The organism is Acinetobacter sp. ANC 4805 (genome assembly GCF_022549495.1).
Taxonomy (GTDB): domain Bacteria; phylum Pseudomonadota; class Gammaproteobacteria; order Pseudomonadales; family Moraxellaceae; genus Acinetobacter.
In genome coordinates this window covers 215,844-235,681 of record NZ_JAKZGD010000002.1, presented here as the reverse complement: position 1 = coordinate 235,681, position 19,838 = coordinate 215,844, and the positions used below count along the sequence as shown (strand labels likewise).

Annotated in this window: 16 protein-coding genes; 5 read left to right on the top strand and 11 right to left on the bottom strand. The window is 40.6% G+C overall.

Annotated elements, in window-relative coordinates; genetic code table 11:
- The first annotated feature begins 82 nt into the window (after positions 1 to 82).
- Entirely contained in the window at positions 83 to 1,543 is a 1,461-nt protein-coding gene (locus MMP60_RS03725) for a coniferyl aldehyde dehydrogenase (RefSeq protein WP_241335024.1), read from the top strand.
- A 52-nt stretch (positions 1,544 to 1,595) separates the two neighbouring features.
- Here MMP60_RS03725 and MMP60_RS03720 read toward each other — a convergent pair whose 3' ends face one another.
- Genes MMP60_RS03720 through kdpA form a run of 5 tightly spaced genes read right to left on the bottom strand, consistent with a single transcriptional unit; the run spans position 1,596 to position 9,343 of the window.
- Complete coding sequence (locus tag MMP60_RS03720) at positions 1,596 to 2,300, bottom strand: response regulator transcription factor (RefSeq protein WP_241335023.1); 705 nt, start codon at positions 2,298 to 2,300, stop codon at positions 1,596 to 1,598.
- A 10-nt stretch (positions 2,301 to 2,310) separates the two neighbouring features.
- The gene (locus MMP60_RS03715; protein WP_241335022.1) at positions 2,311 to 4,959 is read right to left on the bottom strand and encodes a sensor histidine kinase KdpD; all 2,649 of its coding nucleotides are present in this window, start codon (positions 4,957 to 4,959) and stop codon (positions 2,311 to 2,313) included.
- 12 nt (positions 4,960 to 4,971) lie between these two features.
- On the bottom strand, positions 4,972 to 5,607 hold the full coding sequence (gene kdpC, locus MMP60_RS03710; protein WP_241335021.1) for a potassium-transporting ATPase subunit KdpC: 636 nt from the start codon (positions 5,605 to 5,607) through the stop codon (positions 4,972 to 4,974).
- A 9-nt stretch (positions 5,608 to 5,616) separates the two neighbouring features.
- Positions 5,617 to 7,629, bottom strand: coding sequence for a potassium-transporting ATPase subunit KdpB (gene kdpB, locus MMP60_RS03705; protein WP_241335020.1), 2,013 nt, complete (start codon positions 7,627 to 7,629; stop codon positions 5,617 to 5,619).
- 16 nt (positions 7,630 to 7,645) lie between these two features.
- Positions 7,646 to 9,343: a potassium-transporting ATPase subunit KdpA gene (gene kdpA / locus MMP60_RS03700; RefSeq protein ID WP_241335019.1), complete on the bottom strand. Its 1,698-nt coding sequence runs from the start codon at positions 9,341 to 9,343 to the stop codon at positions 7,646 to 7,648.
- 488 nt (positions 9,344 to 9,831) lie between these two features.
- On the opposite strand from kdpA, the gene MMP60_RS03695 reads away from it, so the two are divergent.
- A complete protein-coding gene (locus MMP60_RS03695) occupies positions 9,832 to 11,118 on the top strand; it encodes a transporter (protein WP_241335018.1) in 1,287 nt (428 codons plus the stop codon).
- A 269-nt stretch (positions 11,119 to 11,387) separates the two neighbouring features.
- Complete coding sequence (locus tag MMP60_RS03690; RefSeq protein WP_241335017.1) at positions 11,388 to 12,671, top strand: transporter; 1,284 nt, start codon at positions 11,388 to 11,390, stop codon at positions 12,669 to 12,671.
- Positions 12,672 to 12,742: 71 nt separating this feature from the next.
- On the opposite strand, the gene thrH is transcribed toward MMP60_RS03690, so the two are convergent.
- Positions 12,743 to 13,360, bottom strand: a complete 618-nt coding sequence (gene thrH, locus MMP60_RS03685; RefSeq protein ID WP_018679728.1) for a bifunctional phosphoserine phosphatase/homoserine phosphotransferase ThrH — start codon at positions 13,358 to 13,360, stop codon at positions 12,743 to 12,745.
- 170 nt (positions 13,361 to 13,530) lie between these two features.
- Here thrH and MMP60_RS03680 point away from each other — a divergent pair, with 170 nt between their 5' ends.
- Positions 13,531 to 14,265, top strand: a complete 735-nt coding sequence (locus tag MMP60_RS03680) for a phosphoadenylyl-sulfate reductase (RefSeq protein WP_241335016.1) — start codon at positions 13,531 to 13,533, stop codon at positions 14,263 to 14,265.
- A gap of 451 nt (positions 14,266 to 14,716) precedes the next feature.
- Positions 14,717 to 16,102 (top strand): wax ester/triacylglycerol synthase family O-acyltransferase, encoded by a 1,386-nt coding sequence (locus tag MMP60_RS03675; RefSeq protein WP_241335015.1) that lies wholly within the window; start codon positions 14,717 to 14,719, stop codon positions 16,100 to 16,102.
- 40 nt (positions 16,103 to 16,142) lie between these two features.
- On the opposite strand, the gene MMP60_RS03670 is transcribed toward MMP60_RS03675, so the two are convergent.
- The 5 genes from MMP60_RS03670 to mreC all read right to left on the bottom strand — a co-directional run bounded on the left by MMP60_RS03670 (position 16,143) and on the right by mreC (position 19,838).
- Positions 16,143 to 16,316: a PA1571 family protein gene (locus tag MMP60_RS03670; protein ID WP_018679731.1), complete on the bottom strand. Its 174-nt coding sequence runs from the start codon at positions 16,314 to 16,316 to the stop codon at positions 16,143 to 16,145.
- 135 nt (positions 16,317 to 16,451) lie between these two features.
- A complete protein-coding gene (gene rng / locus MMP60_RS03665; RefSeq protein ID WP_241335014.1) occupies positions 16,452 to 17,906 on the bottom strand; it encodes a ribonuclease G in 1,455 nt (484 codons plus the stop codon).
- A 48-nt stretch (positions 17,907 to 17,954) separates the two neighbouring features.
- Entirely contained in the window at positions 17,955 to 18,515 is a 561-nt protein-coding gene (locus MMP60_RS03660; protein ID WP_241335013.1) for a Maf-like protein, read from the bottom strand.
- Positions 18,503 to 18,994 (bottom strand): rod shape-determining protein MreD, encoded by a 492-nt coding sequence (mreD, locus tag MMP60_RS03655; protein ID WP_241335012.1) that lies wholly within the window; start codon positions 18,992 to 18,994, stop codon positions 18,503 to 18,505. Before mreD ends, MMP60_RS03660 begins: the two co-directional genes overlap by 13 nt.
- Complete coding sequence (gene mreC, locus MMP60_RS03650; protein WP_241335011.1) at positions 18,981 to 19,838, bottom strand: rod shape-determining protein MreC; 858 nt, start codon at positions 19,836 to 19,838, stop codon at positions 18,981 to 18,983. Before mreC ends, mreD begins: the two co-directional genes overlap by 14 nt.

Here is a 19,838-nt window from a genome sequence, read left to right as displayed (position 1 = left end):
TTTGTTGTCTCAATTTAACATCGACTAAAAATTCAATCAATCATAAAGTCTATTTCTACTCATAAGCATGGAAGGAGCAACAATGACACTTTCTCATTCGCAGGAATTTAGCGATTCGGCAACCAAACATATGCACATGGTATTCGCCCAACAACGTGCTGCTTTTGATGCGAATCCTTATCCTGATCTCGATGCTCGACGTACAAAATTATTCAAACTCAAAAAACAAATTATTCGTTACCAAGATGTTATCGCTGCTGCCATCAATAGTGACTTTAGTTCTCGATCACACGATGAATCTAAATTATTGGATTTATTAGGCTCTGTGTTGGAAGCAGAACATGCCATTCGACATTTACGTAAATGGATGCGACCGAGTAAACGTAGTACTGAATTACTGTTTTTATCAAATCGCCTCGCTGTCCAATATCAACCGAAAGGCATCGTTGGCGTGATTGTTCCTTGGAACTTCCCTGTCTATTTAGCACTTGGGCCATTGGTTGCGGCAATCGCTGCGGGCAATCGAGTCATGATTAAACTGCCCGAGATTACGCCTGCAACCAATGCAGTGCTGAGACGCATGCTGGCTGAAGTTTTTACTGAAGATGAAGTTTGTATTTTCGGTGAAGAAATTCTTGATCCTGCACAATTCACATCACTCCCTTTTAACCATATTGTATTTACAGGTTCGCCTGCGATTGGTCGAGTGGTAATGCGTGCAGCAGCAGAAAACCTAACGCCTGTCACATTAGAATTAGGTGGTAAATCTCCTGCGCTTGTCAGTCGACATTATCCCTTAGCCGATGCAGCTAAACGTATATTGCATGGTAAGGCAACCAACTGTGGGCAAATCTGTGTTGCACCTGACTATGCGCTTGTGCCAAAAGAACAAGTGAATCAGTTTGCAGAAGAATGCAAAAAGAATTTTACGGCGATGTATGGCAGTAATATCAGCAATAATTCTAACTACACCTCTATCGTCAATGATCGCCATTTCAAACGTTTATTAGAAATCCTAGACGATGCCAAAGCCAAAGGCGCTCAAATTATTGCCTGTGCAGAATATGATCGTGACAAAGATGCACGTCGTATGCCTGTACATATTGTACTGAATTGCACACCCGATATGCGCATTCTAAAAGAAGAGCTGTTTGGCCCAGTATTGCCCGTAGTTGCTTACGATAGCCTTGATGACGCAATTGCCTATATCAAAGCAGGTGAACGACCTCTAGCACTCTATTGTTTCACTCATGATTCAACTGAACGTGACCACATCTTAAAACAAACTCATTCAGGTGGTGTTACGATTAATGATTGGGGTTGGCATGTGGTCAACCATGATGCACCATTTGGTGGTATTGGTAACTCTGGTATGGGAACTTATCACGGTGAGGAAGGCTTCCGTGAGCTATCACATGCGAAAACAGTTTTTGCTCGTCATCGCTTCTTCCCAACGCAATTATTCTATCCACCTTATGGCACTTGGGTGCAAAAACTTGCTTTGAGTTTCTTCTTGAAAAAAGGTGATCCAAACTTAAAATAAACGGTTTATTCGTCAAAAAGAGAGTCTTGCAAACTCTCTTTTTATTTTCAATTTAGGATTGTCCTTGGAAACGTAACCCCACGCCTGCAATGGTAAAAATATATTTTGGAGTGACCGCAGAATCTCCAATTTTGCTGCGGAGTTTTTTCACCAAGATTCGAAGATAATGGGTATCTTCTTCATGGCTAATGCCCCATAACTCGGTCATAATTTGTTTTTGCGTAACAATCTTACCTTGATGGCGAATCAATAGTGCTAATAGTTGAAATTCTTTTTTGGTGAGGACAATTTCTTCCTGAGCAAACGTCACCACATGCTCAGCCACATCCACAGATAATTGACCATCATCAAATACAATGTTCTGTTCAGACTGTTGTGGTTTATTGCGAAACATCACTCGAATACGAGCGCATAATTCCTGAATGCTAAACGGTTTGGTGACATAGTCGTTTGCACCTGCATCGAGCAATTTAATTTTTTGATTTTCATCAGGACGGGCAGATAACACAATCACAGGAATATCTGACCACTGTCTCATCTCGGTCAACACCTGCTGTCCTTCCATATCTGGCAAACCTAAATCTAAAATCAGTAAATCCGCACCTCGTGTTGCCAAAATTTCTAAGCCTTTCATGCCATTTTCAGCAACATGCACCTGATAACCTTGCGCACGTAAAGCAATGTCTAAAAATTTTCGAATTTGAGGTTCATCATCAATAATTAAAATTGATGCATTCGGATAGATTGTTTGCGGCATAAAAGATCATTTAACCCTGATGTAACGGTAATCGTATGCGAATTAAGGTGCCTTGACCATCTGTTCCAGCAAAAGCTTCGATACTGCCCATATGAGCGCCAATAATCGCTTTGACAATCGCCAACCCTAAACCTGTTCCTGTTTTACCGCGATCGCCACGCTGCATGGTATAGAACATATCAAAAATTTGTTCACGTTCATCTTCAGGAATACCAATCCCTTGATCGGTAATGTCAATTTGTAAGAAGTGTCCTTCTTGCTGAATTTTTACTTCAATCGGAATATTATCTGGTGAAAATTTGGCAGCATTTTCCAAGACATTAAAAATGGCTTGTTCAATTAAAGCAGGATGCACATACAATTGGGGAGGTTCTTCCACCAAAGCAACCTCAATTTTTACATCAGGCTGATAGCGTTTAAGCCGTTGAGTTGCCGAGCCAATCAGTTCATCCACACCGATCCAAGCACGACTCAAAGTCAAACCCTGATGACCTAAACGAGTCATATCCAACAGGTTTTGAATATAACGATCCAGTCTTTCACCCTCAATGTGAATGGTGTCTAATAATTCATGGCGATCACTTTCAGGCATCTGTTTACCATAATATTTGAGCGTATCTGCTGAACCAATCATCGCGGCTAAGGGTGAACGTAAATCATGCGATACCGAAGACAGCAAGGCGGAGCGGAGCTTTTCCGTTTCAGCCACTACTCTAGAATTTTCTAACTGTAACGAGAGTTGAACCCGAGCAACGGTTTGCGCAATATCTTCAATCATCAACTCAGTTAAACGTTGCAATTCAAAACTGATGGTTTGAGCATTTTGATGAAAGCGAATTGCAATCACGCCATATTCTTTCACTAAATTCAGCGGAATGAACCACCAATCAGAATTGGTCAATGTATTGGTAAAACGTCCACAGGATTTCGCATTCTTCTGCGTCCAATCTGCGGCAATTTGATCTTTTTCATTTAAGACGGATGGATCACCTAAAGACTGATTTTCAACTTTTAACCAAACCGTGGCATTTAATGAAGTTTCCAAATGTTGTTTGGCGACATTTAACACCTGTTCAATATCTACACAGGTCGATAGCTTGCGCTCTAATTCCTGTAACTGTAACGACACTGAATTTGCAGCACGTAGGCTAAGCACCTGAGCGCGTAATTGGTTGGCTAAACGCCCGACCAGTAAAGCTGAGACAATGAACGTGATAATGGTAATCACCCCACGTTCAGCACTAATCATAAAGGTAAAGCGAGGCTCAATAAAAAAGTAGTTATAGAGTAAAAAACAGACGAATACGCTGATAATCGTAATCAACATGCGTGCGCGTATCGCAACCAATAATACAGTCACAATAAAAATTAAGGCTAAATCACTATACCCAATAAAATGATCACTGATTGCAGCCACAATCAATCCTAGCAATACAATGATAATACTTTCAAACACTTCACGTTGATTAAACGCCAAGCCTTGTTCCAGCCAAGATGAATAAGCCACATCTTTCTGCAAACGCTTTTCATTATTTTTGGCTTTTAAAGGCTGAACAAAGGTGATTTCAAAAGGATGCTGTTTCTCTAACAGTTGATCGGCAATATGATCTGAAAATAGGCGCTGCCATAACGATTTTTGAGGGCTTTTGCCGAGTAAAATATTAGATGCACCATAATCATAAGCCGCTTGTAAAATGGTCGATGCAATATGATTGCTATACAGTAAATAGGTATCTGCACCAAGCTTACGCGCTAGGTTAAAAGCCTTCGTCACCGTAAAAATTTGCGTCGTTTCGGCTTTACTTTTTTGAATCGAAATGACGCTCCACGTTGCATTGCGTCTTTCCGCAATCCGATGGGCACGGCGCACCAAATCTTCTGAGAACTCAGAACCATCTATAGCCAACATGACATGATTTTGAATCGGGATGATCTGCCCTTGTGCAACAAATTTTTCTCGATAATCAATATCGACCTGCCCTGCAACAGTTTGAATTGCCAGATCACGTAAAGCTGTCAAATTCGCAGCTTTAAAAAAACCTTGTAATGCATGGGGTGCAACATCGGCGAAATAAATCTTGCCATGATTCATCCGTTCTAATAGTTCGGGAACAGGTAAATCAACCAATCGAATATCTTTCAAACGTTTCAGTAGAGCATCAGGGACGGTTTCAGTGACCCGAATCCCCGTAATTTGAAAAACTACATCATTCAGACTTTCCAAATGCTGAATATTTAAGGTGCTATAGACATCAATGCCTGCATCCAACAACTCATTGACATCTTGCCAACGATATTCATGCCGACTATTGGGTACATTACGATGGGCCAATTCATCAACAAGCACAATTTGAGGCTTTAATTTAAGAATTTGGTCGAGATCCATCTCATCCAACATTCGCCCCTGATATTCCACAGACTTTCTTGGAATAACATTCAGCCCTTGAATCAAAGCTTCGGTGTCAGATCGACCGTGGGTTTCCACCACGCCAACCACCACATGCTGCCCTTGTTGCATCAATTCATGCGCTCGGGTCAGCATGGCATAGGTTTTCCCCACCCCAGGTGCTGCACCCAAGAAAATGGTCAAACGTCCAGATTGTTCACGCTGACTATGTGCCAACCATGCATCTGCTTTGTTATTACGGTCGATCTGCATAATTACGCTCTATCAACGTGTGGTCGATGACAATTGATCTAAGGCTAAATTTAACTGCAACACATTCACTCGCGCTTGCCCATATACGCCGAACTGTGCAGGCTGAATTTGTTGTTGAACCAAATCACGAACGTGTTGCTCAGGTAAATGACGTTGCTGCGCCACTCGTTTCACTTGTAAAAAAGCACTTTCAGGTGAAATATCAGGATCAATCCCACTGCCCGATGCAGTTACCATCTCGTTCGGCACGTGTTGCTCAGTCATATGATTATTTTGGGCAAATTGTGCTGTTCGCTCTTTAATTTGTTTTTGTAAATCAAGATTAGAGATTGCTAAATTACTGCCTGCCATGCCATCGACATTGTAACTTACCGCACTTGGTCGTCCATGAAAATATTGTTCACTAACAAAGTTTTGTCCTACCAAGCTTGAACCAATAATTTTACCATCCAGTTCAATGACACTACCATTGGCTTGTTTGGGAAAGATCAACTGAGCAATGGAGACACTTGCTGTAGCGTACAACATGCCTGCAATCAAGAAACCAACTGCAATTAAACCCAGACTCGGACGTAGGACTGAATGTCCTTGACTAGATAATGCTAAGTCCTGTTGATTCAATTGCTCATGACTCAATAAAGTATTCATTTCCAACTCCTAAATCCACAATGACACAACAAGGTCAATCAGCTTGATCACAATAAACGGAAAGATCACACCACCTACACCGTAAATCAGCATATTACGGCGTAACAATTGCAGCGCACTGGCAGGTTTGAATTGAACGCCTTTGAGTGCCAATGGAATCAACATTGGAATAATCAAGGCATTAAAGATCAATGCAGAAATTACCGCACTGCTCGGGCTACTCAATTGCAAAATATTCAGTACCTCAAGTTGTGGAATCGCCACGGCGAATAACGCTGGTAAAATCACAAAGTACTTAGAGACATCATTTGCCAACGAAAAAGTGGTTAATGCGCCACGAGTAATCAATTGCTGCTTACCAATTTCCACTACATCTAGCAATTTGGTCGGATCGGAATCCAAGTCCACCATATTGCCTGCTTCTTTGGCTGCTTGGGTACCCGAATTCATGGCTAAACCAATATCTGCCTGCGCCAAGGCAGGTGCATCATTGGTACCATCACCCACCATTGCGACCAATTTTCCTGCTGCTTGCTCATTACGAATGCACGCCAATTTGTCCTCAGGTCTCGCTTCTGCAATATAGTCATCCACCCCTGCTTCGGCAGCAATCGCAGCCGCGGTTAATGGATTGTCTCCTGTGACCATAATGGTTTTGATGCCCATCTCACGTAACAGTGCAAAGCGTTCTTTAATGCCTTGTTTGATCACATCCGACAGTTCAATCACCCCTAAAATATTGTGATTTGAAGCCACCACAAGTGGTGTTGCACCTTTAGAAGCCACTTGCTCTACACGGGTTTTAAGCTCAATGTTGTCTTTGATTTCTTGATGGGTAAAATGAATAATGGCATCGACTGCACCTTTACGAATCGTTTGTCCCGTAGCCAAGTCCACACCCGATAAACGTGTTGAGGCACTAAACTGAATGAACTCGGCATCTTTCGGCTCTTGGATGCTTTCACCTAACTCTTTCCCAAGGCTGATGACCGACTTCCCTTCAGGTGTTGGGTCGGCAAAAGAAGTTAACATCGCGGCTTGACGCAATTCACTTGGCGTTACACCCGCCAATGGATAGAAAGCAGTGGCTTGACGGTCGCCATAGGTGATCGTGCCTGTTTTATCCAACAACAACACATCAATATCACCCGCAACTTCAACCGCTTTCCCTGATTTTGCTAAGACATTAGCTTTTAAAGCACGGTTCATCCCTGCGATACCGATTGCAGGCAACAAGCCGCCAATTGTGGTTGGAATTAAACAGACCAACAGTGCAATCAGCAAGACCATACTAATTTTGATCCCGACCATTGAGCCAATAACAGGTAGAGTCAGCACCACCACAATAAAGGTGATGGTCATAATATTGAGTAAAATACTCAATGCGATCTCATTCGGTGTCTTTTGACGGTTGGCACCTTCCACCAAGGCAATCATACGGTCTAAGAAGCTATGCCCTGCTTCATTACTGACTCGAATAATAATTTCATCAGACAAGACCTTAGTTCCGCCAATCACCCCTGAACGGTCGGTATTGGCTTCACGCAGTACAGGCGCAGATTCACCTGTAACAGCTGATTCATTAATGGTCGCAAAACCCTGAATAATTTCACCATCCGCAGGAACAATTTCACCTGCTTTGACGATGACTAAATCATCTTTTTTGAGTAGATTTGCAGAAATCACTGTCGGTACGGCATTTAAATCGAGAATACGATTTGCAGTTAAATTTTCACGCGCCTGACGTAATGATGCAGCTTGTCCACGACCTTTGGCTTCTGCGACCGCTTCGGCATAATTGGCGAATAAAACCGTGACCAATAAAATCAAGCTTAGGACTAAACCAAAACCTAAACTGGTACTTCCCATCAAAGTGGCAACAAGGGTTAAAACTGTTCCCACCCAGACACATGCCATCACTGGATTTTTAAACGCGTGTTGAGGCAACAATTTATGGAAAGTTTGCTGAATAATTTCTTTATTCAAAATATCCATGTGTTGTGTCGCATTTGAATGTTTCATTGTTGTTGCTCCACACTTAAACTTTTATCGACAGATAGTCAGCAATTGGCCCAATCACCAACACTGGCATGAATTGCAACAAGGTCAGAATCAACACAATCCCGATCAAGGTCAACGCAAAAGTTGGTGATTCAATATGCAAAGAACCTTTGCTTTCGGCTGCTTGCGGTTTGGTTGCTAAACTGACTGCAATTAACACTGGAATGATCAACACGCTATAACGACCTGCCAATAAAGCCACACTGGCACTCAGATTCCACCATAACGTGTTATCGCCTAAGCCTTCAAAACCCGAACCATTGTTGGCATAGGCGGAGACATACTCATAAAACACTTGGCTAATGCCATGGAACGCTGGATTTGAATTTCCTGTCATGGATGGGAATGCAATTGCAATCGCAGTCAAACCAAGAATCACCACAGGTTGTAAGAGAATCACCAGCGCTAATAACTTAATTTCAGTGACTTCAACTTTTCGACCAAACAATTCAGGGGTACGCCCTGTCATTAAACCTGCGATAAATACTGCTAAAAACAGATAAATAAAGAACTGTAATAGCCCACACCCTATGCCGCCCCAAATGGCATTGATCAACATATTGCACAGTTCAACCAATCCCGTCAGTGGTGAAGCCGAATCATGCATCATATTCACAGAGCCGTTATTCACTTGTGTAGTCAAACTCCCCCATAGTGCGGATGCCTCAGCACCGAAGCGAACTTCCTTACTTTCCATCAAAGCAGTATTTGGAGTGAGCGAAGATTTTTCAGCCCATATGGTCAATAGCGTTGAAGAAAGTGACATTAGCAACATGCTGCCAAAAATCATCCACATCAGTTTTTTACGCTGAATAAAACGTCCAACCATAAACACCGCAGAAAGTGGAATCAGTAAAATGGCAATCATCTCAATCACATTCGACAATGGGGTTGGATTTTCTAAAGGCACACTACTGTTTGGGCCATACCAACCGCCACCATTGCTCCCCAGTTGTTTAATCGCCACCATCGGTGCAACAGGGCCAAGTGGAATATGTTGAGTTTTGACTTCTGTGCTTTGCTCTAAAACTTGCGCTGTTGGCCCCGTAGATAAGGTTGCTGGCACACCTTGAAAAGTGAGCAGTAAAGAAAAAATAAATCCTAAAGGAATGAAAAATCGAAATAGTGGTCGAATGATATCCATCCAATAATTACCCAGATTAATACGATTCCATTTGTTTTGATCTAGGTCTTGTTGTTGAGCTGATTGTAAAAATAATGCTCTTAACATAGCGACTAATAAGGCAAGTCCCATAATTGGCGACAAATATTGCAATCCCACAATCACGGTCATTTGCGATAGATAAGACAGTTGAGACTGCCCCGAGTAATGCTGCTGGTTGGTATTGGTCAGGAATGAAATGGTGGTATGTAAAGCCAAGTCCCAATTCATATTCGGAATATGATCAGGATTCAATGGTAGCCATGCCTGTGTCATTAAAATAGTAACACTCGCCCCAAGCAGTAGAACATTACTCAGAACAAAAGCACCTAGATATTGCCGCCAGTTCATACCCACTTGCTTCACATTTAGAACAGCGTAGATTGGTTGTTCAATCCACTTAAAGAAGCTGTCACTCTTCATTGGTTTGGTTTGCATTACATCCGCAAGATAGTGTCCTAGCGGATAAGCCAACAGCAATGAAAGGATAAATACTGAAATAAATTCCCACATAGCATATGCCATTTAAAATAGGTCAGCTTTAGTATGGAAATTGAGAGCGTAAATTCTCTATATTGAAAAAAGTAAGAGGCGTAAATTTTGCGTAAACTTACTTAAAATGGATCTTAAATCGCTAAAAATTGAGTGATTTTTTAAATATGAAGAAAAAAAATGTATTTTTTACAAAAAATCTTTGACCTTATGAATTTTTTTTTTTGAAAAAATGCAAAAAAATAACACGCTAGTTTTTAGTTAATAATCTATATTTATCACTATATTACCAGTAAAAATGGAAATATACACCAACATAAATAGCATTATTTTTATCCTGTTTCATGTCATCAATCGTACTGGGTAGTTCATTTAGAATATTTACTCTTATTTTAATTATGGTATTTTTGTTACATGAAGTTATAGCAAATCATGTGTGGTAAATGATTTGGCTTAGCAATGATAGCTTCTCTACCTAAAAAATCTTGAAGTTCAAGGAAAGATTTAAAATGAAATTAAAACATCTTAGCACTGCCATGATTTTAGCGACGCTGCCTGCAACTGGAGTATTTGCAGCAGCATTAGATCGTTCAGGTCAGTCTATATCTGCCTTTTTACAACCAGGTAACTATTTTGAAGCTGGTCTTTCGGTTCTAGATGCAGATGTTTCAGGAACAACTAAAGCCAATTACCCGAATGCTGCGCTACCATTACTCTCCAATACTAGTGTTGGTGAAATGGCTGATTCTTATCAGTTTGCTCATGCAGCACTAAAATTACAACTTGCTGACCAACTTTCATTTGGTTTGATTTATGATCAACCATTTGGAGCAAAAGCAACCTATTCAACTGATACAGCAAAATTACCTGCTGCGCTTCCTGGTGCCGCTGCTGCACTTCAAGGACAAGGTGCATTTCATAATGGCACTCAAGGAACTTCTGTAGAAGTTGAAACTCAGAACCTTTCTATGATTCTTGGTTTTCAACCAAATAAAAATTTAAACTTTTATGCTGGTCCAGTCTACCAAACTGTAAAAGGTAATATTCAACTCCGTGGTACTGCTTACGGTGGTTCTGCAACTTTCGGTGGATATAACGCAGATATCAAAGAAACTGGAGATATCGGTTGGTTAGCTGGTGCTGCATATCAAATTCCAGAAATTGCATTAAAAGCATCTGTAACCTATCGTTCTGAAATTAAACACTCAACTGATGCAAAAGAAAGTTTTAGCTCTCTTGGATTATTTGCTGGCTTAAATGCAATTCCAGCCAAAGAAACAGATATTACAACACCTCAATCTGTTAACCTTGATTTACAAACAGGGATCATGGCGGATACTGTTGCATTCGCAAACGTACGCTGGGTGAACTGGAAAGACTTCGCTGTACGCCCTTATAAATTCGGTGTGGCATCAACACAAGCAGCTGTTGTAGCATCAAGCGGGAAAAAAGATGGCTTTGATCTTGTAGCTTATACTGATGATCAATGGTCAGTAACTACTGGTGTTGGACGTAAGCTTAATGAACATTGGGCTGGTAACGTCTCTGTAGGTTGGGATTCTGGTGCAGGCAACCCTGTAACTACACTTGGCCCAACAGAAGGTTATTGGAATGTGGGTCTAGGTCTGCAATATAGCCCTGCTGCGAATTACTTTATCGCTGGTGGTGTGAAATACTTCTGGTTAGGTGATGCTAAAGCACAATCTGGTGCTCAATTCAATACAGACAATTATGTTGCTGATTTTACAGGTAACAATGCGATCGCATACGGCATGAAAATTGGTTATAAATTCTAATCAATCTTCTTAAAAAAAGATCATCTTCGGATGGTCTTTTTTTACAATTATTTTTTTAAGAAAACCAATAATTATTTTACAATTAATCATTTAAATCAAATACTTAAGATAAATACAATTAAACTAACTAGTATATAAAATTACATGACTCAAGAAATTTCCATGACTTTACCAGTTCATTTATGGACATTTGTAAAATATTTAGGCTTTAAAAAATTGTGTTACTTTTCGCAACATTATTGTTACAAAGCGATATGAGAGAAATATCAATGAAGCTTAATGCGATTCAGCACGCTCTTTTACTTAGCTTACTCCCAAGCACTTCAGTTTTTGCAGCAGCATTAGACCGTTCTGGTCAATCTATTGCACCTTTTTTACAACCAGGCAATTATTTTGAAGCTGGTATCTCCGTTCTTGATCCTGATGTATCAGGTAAAACTAAAGCTAATTACCCTTTTGCAGGTTCGCCAATTTCCGATACCTCAGTAGGTGAAATGGCTGACTCATATCAAACAGTCCAAGCGGCTCTCAAACTCCAAGTTACAGATCAATTTTCATTTGGTCTAATTTATGACCAGCCTTTTGGTTCTAAAGCAACATATTCGCTAACATCTGAAAAGCTTCCAAACACGCTACCACAACCTGCAGCACCATTTGCAGGACAAGGTGCATTCCATAACGGAGTTGAAACAACAAGTGCTAAAGTTGATACACAGAATTTGTCACTAATTTTTGGTTTCCAGCCAAATAAGAATTTCAATCTATATGCTGGCCCTGTCTATCAAACAGTGACTGTCGATGTACAACTACGTGGCACAGCATATGGTGGTAGTGGAACATTTGGTGGCTATAACTTTATTACCAAAGAAAACGGCGAATTGGGTTGGTTAGCTGGTGCTGCTTATCAAATTCCAGAAATTGCCTTAAAAGCATCTGCAACGTATCGTTCAAAAATAAAACACTCTGCGGAAACGACTGAGCATTTTAATAATGCTGGATTATTTAAAGGTCTAAATGCTTTACCTGCTGAAAATACAGACATAACAACGCCACAATCGGTAAATCTAGATTTACAAACTGGGATTATGGCTAATACCGTTGCTTTCGCAAATTTACGGTGGGTCAATTGGAAAGATTTCTCAGTACGCCCACCTAAATTTGGTTTAGCATCACAACAGAAGCCCATTGTAGACTCAACTGGGAAAAAGGATGGTTTTAGCCTTGTTGCTTATACTGAGGATCAATACTCAATTAATGCTGGTGTAGGACGTAAAATCAATGATCACTGGGCAGGTAATGTATCAGTTGGTTGGGATTCAGGCGCAGGTAATCCAGTAACAACACTTGGTCCAACTGAAGGTTATTGGAATGTTGGTGTTGGTGTCCAATATAGCCCTGCTCCGAATTACTTCATTGCTGGTGGTGTAAAGTATTTCTGGTTAGGCGATGCTAAAGCTCAATCAGGTTCTCAATTTAATACGTCTAACTACGTAGCTGAGTTTGAAAATAATGATGCTATCGCTTATGGTTTAAAAATTGGTTATAAATTCTAATCAATCCCCCTAGCCCCTCTTTTACAGAGGGGAACACCCTCCTTTAAAAAAGGAGGGTTGGGGAGGATTCGTTATTCTGGAATATTACGCTGTGAAACAGAACGAATCGCCTGTTTTAGTGCCTCATAACCATGGAGTGGCTGGAACTGAGGGAATTCAGCAATCACATTTTCTGGCGCATCAAATAAGAAACCATGATCCGCTTCACCCAACATAGTCGTATCATTATAAGAATCACCTGCCGCAATTACACGGAAATTTAAACCATGTAATGCTTTTACCGCTTGACGTTTCTGATCAGGCTGACGCAATTTATAAGCAGTGATCATACCATTCTCATCTGTCTCAAGTTTGTGACAGAAAATCGTTGGCCAACCCAGTTGTTTCATTAACGGGTGCGCGAATTCATAAAACGTATCTGACAAAATAATGAGTTGGAAATGTGTACGCACCCATTCAACAAACTCTTTTGCACCTTCAAATGGCCCCATATCAGCAATCACAGCTTGAATATCATTTAAGCCCAAACCATGTTCTTTTAAAATGTTTAAACGTTGAGTCATCAAAACATCATAATCTGGAATATCACGCGTTGTTGCTTCTAATTCTTTAATGCCTGTTTTCTTGGCAAAGTTGATCCAGATTTCAGGTACAAGTACCCCTTCAAGGTCTAGGCATACGATTTCCATGAATGCATCCAATGTTGATTAAAAATTGCTGTATCATACCATTAAGATTTTCATTTTTGCGCTGTTGTTGAATAAAACGGTTTTATTCTGCAAGATAAAATTGATGACAAGTAAACTGCTTTGCTTAGAATGATTTACAATTGTGCCCAAGCCTTTCGCCAGGAACATCCATGACTGTTATTCCGACTATTGACCTTGTAGATGCGCTTGCTGCTGAATATGCAGATAAATCGCCACGAGAAATTTTAGAACTTGCTTTAAATCAAGAAGGTGAAATTGCCATTTCATTTTCAGGTGCAGAAGATGTTGTCTTAATTGATATTGCTTCTCGTATTGGAAAACCTTTCCGTGTATTTAGTTTAGATACGGGGCGTTTACATGCGGAGACTTATCAATTTATCGAAACTGTCCGTAAGCATTACAATATTAATATCGAAATTTGCTTCCCTGAATCTGCGACAGTTCAACAATTGGTCAATGAGAAAGGCTTTTTCAGCTTCTTTGAAGATGGTCATCAGGAATGCTGTGGTGTTCGTAAAGTACAACCTTTACGTAAAAAACTGGCAACCTTAGATGGCTGGATTACAGGTCAACGTAAAGACCAAAGCCCAGGAACACGCAATGAAATTCCTGTAGTTCAAGCGGATGTTGGCTTTTCTGGTGAAGGTAAGCAATTGATTAAATACAATCCCCTTGCTAACTGGAGCAGCGCGGATGTATGGAGCTATATTCGTATGATGGAGATTCCATACAACCCTTTACATGAGCGTGGCTTTATTTCAATTGGTTGTGAACCATGTACCCGTGCTGTGCTACCAAATCAACATGAACGTGAAGGTCGTTGGTGGTGGGAAGAAGCAACCCATAAAGAATGTGGCTTACATTCTGGCAATCTAAAAAAATAATACATAGCAGATTTGGTATATAAAAACCACTGATTCGTCAGTGGTTTTATTTTTTCTGACTCCCCTGTACAAAGTCATATTTTAACCAGACTAAACCGTATATACTTCGCACAACGGTTCAATAATTCTAATAAGAATTATAGGGTCTGCTGACATTTCACAGATGCTTGCGACAGAGGACTTTTTTTAGACGATACAAGGCATGACTTATGAGATTTAGCTGTTCTAAATGAATAAGGCATAACACAGTAGCGGCAAAAAATGTCCCTGTCCCGAAGGGTTATGGCTAAAACTACCCCAAACTTCGTTATGAAACTTGACAAGGGTATCGCCATTGCCTGCATTTCATGCCTCGTTTGTGTGGTTTTAGCCTATAACGCAAGGCATGGTTGAAACGTCATCAGACCCTACAAGTATCTTATAAAAAATGCAATGAGAGGCTATATCTGCTATGCGCCCATTACACCCTATTGATTTTATTTTTCTATCATTAGAGAAAAGACAGCAACCTATGCATGTAGGTGGCTTATTTTTATTCGAAATTCCAGAGAATGCATCGCCGACTTTCGTGCATGATCTTGTTCAGGATATTCGTCAGTCGAAAAGTATTCCTGTTGCACCATTCAACAATCAGCTCACAGGACTCTTCTGGGGAGAAGACCATGAGTTCGATATTGACCATCATTTCCGTCATATCGCATTACCAAACCCTGGTCGTATTCGTGAATTATTAGTTTATATTTCACAACAGCATAGTTCATTGATTGACCGTGCTAAACCACTATGGACATGCGACATTATTGAAGGCATTGAAGGCAATCGTTTTGCAATGTATTTCAAAATTCACCATGCGATGGTGGATGGTGTTGCAGGAATGCGATTGATCGAAAAATCACTCTCCAAAGACCCAAATGAAAAGCATGTCGTACCATTATGGTGTGTCGAAGGAAAGCGTACTAAACGCTTAAAAGCACCTAAAGCCCCTACTGTAAGTAAAATCAGAGGGGTTTTTGATACGATTAAATCACAGTGTGAAGTCGCACCTAAAGTGATGCAGGAACTTTCACAAACCTTATTTAAGGAAATCGGGAAAAATCCTGATTATGTCTCAACATTTCAAGCACCACCATCGATCTTAAACCAACGTGTTAGTTCTTCTCGCCGTTTTGCTGCACAATCTTTTGAGTTGGAACGTTTCCGCCTTATCGCTAAAACACTTGGTGTAACACTCAATGACATTGTATTAGCAGTTTGCTCTGGTGCATTACGTGAATATCTGATCAATCAAAATAGTTTGCCAAAAAAACCTTTGATTGCGATGGTTCCTGCTTCATTGCGTACTGATGATTCTGATTTCAGCAATCGTATTACCATGATTTTGGCAAACCTAGCCACTCATATTGCAGACCCAATTGAACGTTTAGAAATTATTCGCCGTAGCGTACAGAATTCAAAGCAGCGTTTTAGTCGCATGACTGCAAATGAAATCCTAAACTATAGTGCATTGGTATATGGACCAGCAGGCTTAAACATCGCTTCAGGAATGTTACCGAAACGTCAGGCATTTAATCTAGTGATTTCGAATGTACCAGGACCACGTGAACCATTATATTGGAATGGCGCAAAACTTGATGCGCTCTACCCTGCTTCAATCGTCATGGATGGTCAAGCACTGAATATCACCATGACCAGCTATTTAGATAAATTGGAAGTTGGTCTACTTGCTTGTCGTAATACAGTGCCAAAAATGCAGACTCTTCTCACTCATTTAGAAGATGAAATTCAACGCTTTGAACAAGTGATTCAAAATCGACCACAACAGAAAGTTGCAAATTAAGCATCACGCTGAAAAGAATTAAGGGGCTTTCAATAGCCCCTTATTTTTTAATTGTACGACAACGCTGTAATAGTTGATGGCAGGCTAAGCGGATCATTGCCGTTGTAATTTGAACCTCTTTACCTTGGCTATCAACCATATAACATGTATTTACAGGATTACTGTCTAAAACATGTTTCAAACCGTGATTCACTAATCTTTCACTAACATGCATGATTATATACCTCATATTATTTGCTAAGGCACCCAAAAGTACCTATGGCTCATTTTATGGTTCTAGTATTTAAAATTCATGATAGAAAGTAAAATTTCAGTTGTAACAAGGATTAAGCGAAATTTTGTTACAACTTTAGCTCAGAATGATATCGTATTGCTCTTGCGTATATAAATTTTCAACTTGGAATTTAATCACTCGATCCACGAAATGTTCTAAATCCGCGACAGCTGGGGCTTCTGCTGTTAATAAGCGATCAATCACCGCTGGATGAGCAACGACAGTAAAGCCACCCTTGGAATCAAATGCACGTGCATAACGCATGATCTCTCGAAATATCTCGTAACATACTGTCTCTGCTGTCTTCACATATCCACGTCCTTGACAGGTTGGACATGATTCACACAGTAAATGTTCCAAAGATTCGCGCGTACGTTTCCTCGTCATTTCAACCAAACCAAGTTCAGAAACTTGCGTAATTTTAGTCTTGGCATGATCACGCTCAAGCATCCGCTCAAACTGACGCATAACCTCTTGACGATGCTCAAGTTCCTGCATGTCAATAAAATCAATAATGATGATGCCGCCAAGGTTCCTCAGACGAAGTTGTCTCGCAATGACCTGTGTCGCTTCCATATTGGTTTTAAATACCGTGTCTTCTAAGCTACGACCACCGACATAAGAACCCGTATTGACATCAATCGTCGTCATAGCTTCAGTCTGATCAAGCATCAGATAGCCACCCGACTTGAGTGCTACACGCGTTTGCAAAGCTTTTTGAATATCTTCTTCAACATTGTACAAATCAAAAAGTGGCTTTTCGCCCGGATAATGAATCAGACGATTTTCAATTGTAGGAACAAACTCCTGCACAAACTCACTTAACTTGGCATGAATCTCACGAGAATCGACATAAATTTTTGCCGTTTCATCGCTTGCCAAGTCACGTACAATTCGTTGTGGTAAAGGCAATTCTTCAAAAATAAGTTCAGGTGTAGAAACTTCTTTTTGCTTACGTTGAATATATTCCCAAAGCTTACTCAAATAGCACATATCTTGTGCGATCGCCGATTCGTCCACACCTTCCGCTGCTGTACGAACAATCACACTACCAGGTAGGCTATGTTCAGACTGAATACGCTCAATCATACTGCGGAGACGATCACGTTCTTCTTCAGATTCAATACGTTGTGATACACCAATATGATTGCCATAAGGCATCAAAACGAGATAACGCGATGGGATTGAAAGATCTGTACTCAGTCGAGCGCCTTTGGTGCCCAACATATCTTTCATGACTTGAACCGTCAACATCTGTCCCGGATGCAAAAGCTCAAAAACATTCGGTGTGGGTTGTGAACGTGACCACACCATATCATTGATATGTAAAAAAGCTGTTCGAGACAAACCAATATCGACAAAAGCAGCTTGCATACCTGGTAATACGCGCACCACTTTACCTTTATAAATATTACCCACTAAACCACGTTTTACCGTGCGCTCAACAAATAACTCATTGACCGTACCATTTTCAATCAACGCCACCCGACATTCCATCGGTGTGACATTGATCAGCAATTCTTCTGCCATAATTTACTCAAAACTTTATAAAAATTCTTATATCCGAAAGTGTTTGCTTTAAACTTTAACGCTTTCTAATAACTGTGCTATTTCGTACAACGGTAAACCAACCACATTACTATAACTTCCCCGAATTTGAGGAATATATTGTGCTGCAATCCCTTGAATTGCATATGCCCCAGCCTTTCCGATTGGCTCACCTGTTGCCCAATATTTTTCCATTTCGGTATGACTTAACTGTTGCAACTCGACTTGAGTTTGTACAACTTGACTTAAAATTTGAGTAGCAGTTGCCACACATATTCCAGAAAAAACATCATGCCATTGTCCTGACAACTGCGTCCAAATTTCAAACGCATGTTGCTTTGATTCTGGCTTACCAATGATTTTCCCTGAAAAACTTAAACTGGTATCAGCAGCAATCACAGTCGCTTCGGGAAATAGATTTAAAACAACTTGGGCTTTTGCTGTTGCCAATCGTTCCACATATTGCACAACCGTTTCACCAAGCAATACGGTTTCATCAATATCTGGACTATATATTTCAAAGTCCAGACCTAACTGTTGTAGCAGTTCTTTACGACGAGGGGAACTCGAAGCTAAAATTATATGCGCCATTTATGTAAACAATAATAAACAATCGGCCATGCAAATATACTGGTAACCAGCGGTTGCCAATGGCGAGCAATCGAAAAATGTATTCCAGAAATCGTTTGGCTTATCCATAAAAAAGTAAGATGCGCAACTATCGCAATTACAGCAATGACCCATGAATTCGCAAAGGTCAAAATTCGACGCTCACGAATTAAATACCGCGTCCCAAAAGTAAGGAGTACGAAACTCAATGCATTTAAACCCAGTGGAGCATCCAACAATAAGTCCGTAAAAATTCCCATTGCAAAAGCAAACCATACCCCACACCAAATCGGTTGATAGAGAATCCAGAACAGCATGATCATCAACATAATCGATGGCCGCCAACCCGAAGCCTCATATGCAATTGGATAAACTAGAAATACCGACCCAACAATAATTGAAGTAATAATCATCCAAAGCGGATCTTTGCGTTTCTCAAAACTCAATCTAGCGATCGGCATAAGGTTGCTCCTGCGCTAAAGATTCTGAAAATAACACCACGACATGATGACCACTGGCAAGCTGCGCAGCAGGCATGACATCAATTTCAGCAAACTCGCCTGAAGTATGGCGACTGACTTTAGACACCGTCCCCACTAAATAACCCGCAGGGAAATGTTCACCTAAGCCTGAACTAAATACTTTATCACCTGCCTGAATATTGGCACTGGTGGGTACATATTCCATTTTCAGACGACCCAAATCCCCCGTTCCAGACACAATTGCACGCATCCCTGTACGCTCTAAACGCACGGATAATGAGTGTTCTTTATCGGATAACAACATGATACGGGAGCTATGTGGATAGACATTAATGAGCTGACCCATAATCCCTTTATCATCGAGAACAGTTTGCCCAACTTTTAAATGATCAACAGAACCACGATTAATAATAATAATGTGTCGCAATGGATCTGCATCCGTGCCGATGACTTCCGCAATCTGCATACGCCCATCAATAATCAATGGCGTATCCAACAGTCCTCTTAAACGGTTATTTTCCGCCGAGAGTTCTGAAAGTTTTTGTAAACGGACTTGTGCTTGAAGAAGTTCAGCCTGCATCGCGGTATTTTCACGGCGCAATTGAGCTTCAGATTTGGTTTGTTGGTTAAGCCATTCTCGCGACAGTACAGGATAACTTGCCAGCGCATAAATTGGATTATACGCTGCGTACAAGACATCTCTTGCGGGTTGAATCACATAAGGCATGCGCCAATCAAAAAACAGCACGACCAAACATGAAATAACCGCAATAATAAATGAGCGAAAAGATGGCGGTTGTCTTGAAAAAAGATTCGGTTGCAC